Annotated in this window: 3 protein-coding genes; all 3 read left to right on the top strand. The window is 45.0% G+C overall.

What is annotated here, in order from left to right; genetic code table 11:
- Window positions 1-637: 637 nt before the first annotated feature.
- The 3 genes from IM456_RS15440 to lpxC all read left to right on the top strand — a co-directional run bounded on the left by IM456_RS15440 (window position 638) and on the right by lpxC (window position 4,837).
- Window positions 638-1,516 carry an Hpt domain-containing protein gene (locus IM456_RS15440; RefSeq protein ID WP_149988071.1) on the top strand — a complete coding sequence of 293 codons (879 nt, stop codon included), beginning with the start codon at window positions 638-640 and terminating at the stop codon, window positions 1,514-1,516.
- A 430-nt stretch (window positions 1,517-1,946) separates the two neighbouring features.
- The gene (locus IM456_RS15435; RefSeq protein ID WP_253881404.1) at window positions 1,947-3,932 is read left to right on the top strand and encodes a BamA/TamA family outer membrane protein; all 1,986 of its coding nucleotides are present in this window, start codon (window positions 1,947-1,949) and stop codon (window positions 3,930-3,932) included.
- A 92-nt stretch (window positions 3,933-4,024) separates the two neighbouring features.
- On the top strand, window positions 4,025-4,837 hold the full coding sequence (gene lpxC / locus IM456_RS15430) for a UDP-3-O-acyl-N-acetylglucosamine deacetylase (RefSeq protein ID WP_287692404.1): 813 nt from the start codon (window positions 4,025-4,027) through the stop codon (window positions 4,835-4,837).
- Window positions 4,838-5,188: the final 351 nt, after the last annotated feature.

The following is a 5,188-nucleotide window of genomic DNA, read 5'->3' as shown; positions in this document are numbered from 1 at the left end:
TTGCTTGGCTTTCAAACTATTGTTTTGTCTAGGTTCCAGCGTCGTTTGTTTCGCTTCGCTTTCGCTTCGCTTCAACCGCGCATTTACCAATGTATCTAACTTCCCCAAGTTTGTCAACCCCTTTTGGCAAAATTTTTTGATATTTTTTCTATCCCTTGCTACATCAGCCTTTCAGACCTTAGGGTTTTTTCTGGTCGGGTCTTTTGGTCTAGTAATTTTGTTCTAATTAGCTCTTGATGGTGGTGACAGCGTTTTTGATCAAGAGTAAGATGAAGTATGAGGGGATTTGGCATCATCTCTGGATGACCACCTACTGTTCTGGCGTTGTCTGTTCCCTACTGCCAACTCCGCTGCGGTCTTAAGAGGTAATCTTAGATATTCAACAACTCAGTTCCCTCTTATCAATAATAATTTCTAGTCAGCTTGCTCCCGTCCCCGATTCTTGCCTTAGCTTTTTTGCTGCCGTTGCTCGATCTATTTTGAGCAAGAGAAGCTGAGAACCTTTGTGGGCGGGCTTTTGAGCCTAGCTTGTGTCCGTCTGGTCCAGTTTTCCTAGCCATTGCCCCATAACTGATATATTTCCTGAAAAACTGGGCAATCTAGGACTAGACAGCATCGTGATAAGGGGGATAAGACCTTGGACTCCGCTAACGCTCAGAAAATTCTCGGCTATTTCATCGAAGAAGCAAAAGAACACCTGGAAACTTTGGAACAGGGGATTTTAGACTTAGGCAATCTCGTGAACAATACTGAACAGATGAACGAGATGTTTCGTGCCGCCCATTCCATCAAGGGGGGGGCGGCCATGTTAGGTTATAGCAGTATCCAAAAAACTGCTCACCGTCTTGAGGATGCTTTCAAAATACTGAAAGAAAATCCCATACAAGTGGATCAAAAATTAGAATCTTTGTTCCTCAAGGGTTATGATCTGCTTCAGATATTGATCGATAAGCTGCAGGGTTCATTAGGTTTGCAAGCCGAGGAAGCTAACGCTATCGTTAAAAAAGGTGAACCAACTTTTGCCGAATTACAGGCCCATCTTAACTATCTTCTCGTCCAAGGAAAATCTACCCCAGCTATTGCGGCAGCGTCTTCTATCTCCATCCGCGTCAGAGATATCCTCAAACAGATGTTACAACTGTTCAAACAGGAAGAAACCAGTGCTTCCCGTCAGCAATTACAAAAATTAATTTTACCTCTGTCTCAATTGGCTTCAGAACAGCAAAAGTGGCAATATTTAGTTAAAAATGCCCAATCAGCCCTGGCTAACCCCAAACATTCCTACCGCACTCTCGCCCCGGTTATTATTAAAGAATTAAAACAAGCTAGTGATTTATTAGAATGGGGTCGCGGGGAAGAAATCACCGTCAGTCAAGAATTGCAGTTATTAGCCACCGCCAAATTACCACAAATCCTGATCACCCTAGAACCCGAATTAGTAGCTAGTACCCTGCTGCAAATGTTTAATCGCCAACAGGTCTCGCAACTGGTACAGTTATTACAAATGAGACGTTGACATCTGCGCTGGTGTAAAAAGGTGGGGGATTCCCAGGAGAATAAACTTAATTGTTTTTAATTTTGGTGAGTTAGGAAGATATGTAATTAATTGTGCGCCCACCGAGGTGGCAATAATTCTAGAGGGTGAATTCGGATAGAGCCAAACCGGAAAAAGCTAAGATATGGCAAGATAAAAACTTAATGCTGACGGCTGACCAATATCAGACCTGATGCAGTATCTCTTTAGTCACCGGTCAAGCTGGGATTTACTGAGAGTAAGCAATCTGCTAGAGTTTTAACGTTCGTTAAATTTCTCGGGCAGAGAAAACAAACAAAACCATAATGGTGTTAATGGGTGTGTGGAAGTGCTTAAAAATCTCAATTTTTCGGGGCGATATTCCTCGCTGGCCCTGCTGCTGGCTATTTTCGGATTATTTCACGGGACGGTAATGGCCGAAGAAGAACCGCAAGAAACGGTTTTTCCCCGCGTCGAGCAGATAGTACAGTCTCCTCCTGCGACGGGAGAAACTACGCCACCCGTGGCAGCACCGCCGGAAACCCCGACGGAACCCCCAAGCCCCGCAGAAACTCCCACAACAGCCCCACCGGTGCCGGCGGAGGAGTCGCGAGTTTTGGTGGCCGAAGTGGTAGTACAGGGGGCCGATCGAGAATTAGAAAACCTAGTTTATAATACCATTCGCACCCGACCAGGACGAAGCACGACTCGATCGCAACTGCAAGAAGATATTAACGCCGTTTTTGCCACGGGCTTTTTTGCCGATGTGCGGGCAGTTCCCCAAGATACGCCTCTAGGGGTGCGAGTCACCTTTGAGGTGCAGCCTAACCCCGTTTTTCAGGGCGTACAGATTCAAATCGCCCCGGAAACCCTGGACAAATCGATTTTACCTGCTGGGGTGGTCGAGGAAATTTTCGCTAGTCAATACGGCAAAACCCTGAATTTGCGGGAATTACAGGCGGGGGTAAAAAAAATCAATGACTGGTACAGCAAAAACGGCTATGATCTGGCCCAGGTAATCGGTGCGCCGCAAGTCACTCCCGATGGTCGGGTGATTCTGGTCATTTCCGAAGGTTTAATCGAAAAAATTCAAGTACGCTACTTTAACGTCGAACAGGAACCGGTCAAGGGTAAAACTAGAGAATTTATCATTACTAGGGAAATGCGCCTAAAAGCGGGGGATATTTTTAACCGCAATACGGCCCAACAGGATTTACAGCGTGTTTTCGGTCTCGGTTTATTCGAGGATGTGCGTCTGTCTTTTTCTCCCGGCAGCGACCCAAGGGAGGTGATTGTTAACGTCGATGTGGTGGAAGGTAATACCGGTTCCCTAGCCGCTGGGGGTGGTATTAGCTCGAATGCGGGCTTATTCGGGACTGTTAGCTATCAACAGCGCAATTTTGGCGGTAATAACCAAACTTTAGGGGCAGAAGTCCAGTTAGGGGAACGGGAATTTTTATTCGATCTGAGTTTTTCCGATCCTTGGATTGCCACGGATAATTTCCGCACTTCCTACACGGTGAACGTTTTCCGGCGACAGTCGATTTCTCTGGTTTATGATGGGGAAAATTCCTCGATTCGGACGCTGAACGATAATGATAGTCCCCGTATCGTCCGGACGGGTGGCGGTATTACTTTTGTCCGTCCTCTGGCCGCCGATGTGTTTACGAAACCAAAATGGGTGGTTTCCCTAGGCTTTAACTATCAACAGGTACAGGTGCAAAATGCCAATGGTGACATCTCCCCCCTGTCTGCACCTCTCAACGGTTTTGGCAGTCAACAACTGGCTTTTAGTTCCTCTGGGATCGATGATCTACTTTCTCTAAATATTGGCGCTATTCGAGATTTTCGCGATAATCCCCTGCAGCCCACCAGTGGTTCTTTCCTGCGTCTAGGTTTAGAACAAACTATTCCGGTCGGTTCTGGCAGTATTTTCGGCACTCGTGTTCGGGGTAGTTACAGTTACTTTATCCCCGTTCGGTTTATTAATTCCTTTAATCTCTTTGAAACCGATATTTTTAAAGGTCAGCAATCCCTCGCTTTTAATGTGCAAGCAGGGACAGTATTAGGCGATTTACCCCCCTACGATGCTTTTATCGTTGGGGGTAGTAACTCTGTACGGGGTTACGCCGAGGGAGAAGTGGGTAGCGGTCGCAGTTATTTCCAAGCGACGGCCGAATATCGTTTTCCCATAGTAGCAATTATTGGGGGGGCGTTATTTGTCGATTTCGGCACTACTATTGGTTCCCAAGGTGATGTCCCCGGTCAACCCGGTATTGTCCGGGATTTACCCGGTACTGGTCTCGGTTACGGTTTAGGTGTTCGGGTACAATCTCCTGTCGGCCAAATTCGGGTTGACTACGGTTTTAATGTCGATGGTAGTTCTCGTCTCCATTTCGGTATCGGGGAACGATTCTAATCAGTTATCAGTTATCAGTTATCAGTTACCAGTTATCGATGAATTTAGTTATTTTTGCTGTTCACTGATAAAAGCTTTATTACTTGATAATTATGGTTTCTACTATCTCTAAACAATTTGAATTATCGGGAATTGGACTGCATTCGGGGGAGATAACACGGGTGCGCGTCTGTGGGGCAAATCCAGGAGAAGGACGTTATTTTGTCCGCAGAGATCTAGCCAATCAACCGATTATTCCCGCTCTAGTTTCTTCGGTTTACCAAACGACTTTATCAACAGAATTGGGACGAGGAGAAGCAAAGGTTAGAACTGTTGAGCATTTATTAGCGGCCTTAACCGCTTTGGGGGTAGAGGATGCTCGCATTGAGGTGGATGGTGCGGAAATTCCCCTCCTTGATGGTTCGGCCAAAATCTGGGTAGAAGCGATCAAAAATGCTGGTTTAGATAACTCTTTTTCTCCATCAGATTTAACTATTTCTCAACCGATTTGGTTGTACGAAGGAGATGCTTTTGTGGCGGCGATTCCTTCCCCGGAATTACGTTTTACCTACGGGATCGATTTTACCTATAAACCCATCGGTAATCAATGGTATAGTTGGAGTCCTGATCAGGAAAGTTTTAGTCAAGCGATCGCAGCTGCCCGTACTTTCGGTTTTGCCGATCAAATTGAATATTTACAAAAGGCTGGTTTAATTAAAGGAGGCAGTTTAGAAAATGCTTTAGTCTGCGATCAAAATCAATGGTTAAATCCTCCTTTACGGTTTGAAAATGAGCCAGCAAGACATAAATTATTGGACTTAATTGGTGATTTGAGTTTACTGGGAACTATTCCGACTGCTCATTACATGGCGTTTAAAGCCAGTCATAAACTCCACGTTCAATTAGCTAAAGCAATTCAGGGTTAACTAATTAGGGTTTGCCGAATAAATCTAAAAACCTTGTTGGATAATATCTTTAGGCTTTTTTGAAATCAAAAAGTGCCTGGCATGGGAGTGATCGGGGGGGAAATTTAGGCACTTTTTCCCTGAAAATTAGGTAGGGTTTGCTGAAAAAGTTTGTTGGTGGGGTTAGGAGTCAGGAGTCAGGAGTCAGGAGTTTCAGGCTTTGTTGCCCTCTTTTTTGTACCAGTTTATGTACTAAAAGAAGGATAATGCCAGGTTTTTGAAGGTCTTAATCCTATTTTCGCAGCATGAACATCGGATTTTAACAGGTCAAAAGCCTTATTTTAAAAGGGTTTTACCATTATTCAGCAAGCC

It is taken from the genome of Microcystis sp. M079S1, assembly GCF_020246425.1.
Lineage (GTDB): Bacteria > Cyanobacteriota > Cyanobacteriia > Cyanobacteriales > Microcystaceae > Microcystis > Microcystis aeruginosa.
The sequence above is the reverse complement of the archived record's forward strand: the minus strand, read 5'-3'. Positions and strand labels throughout refer to the sequence as shown.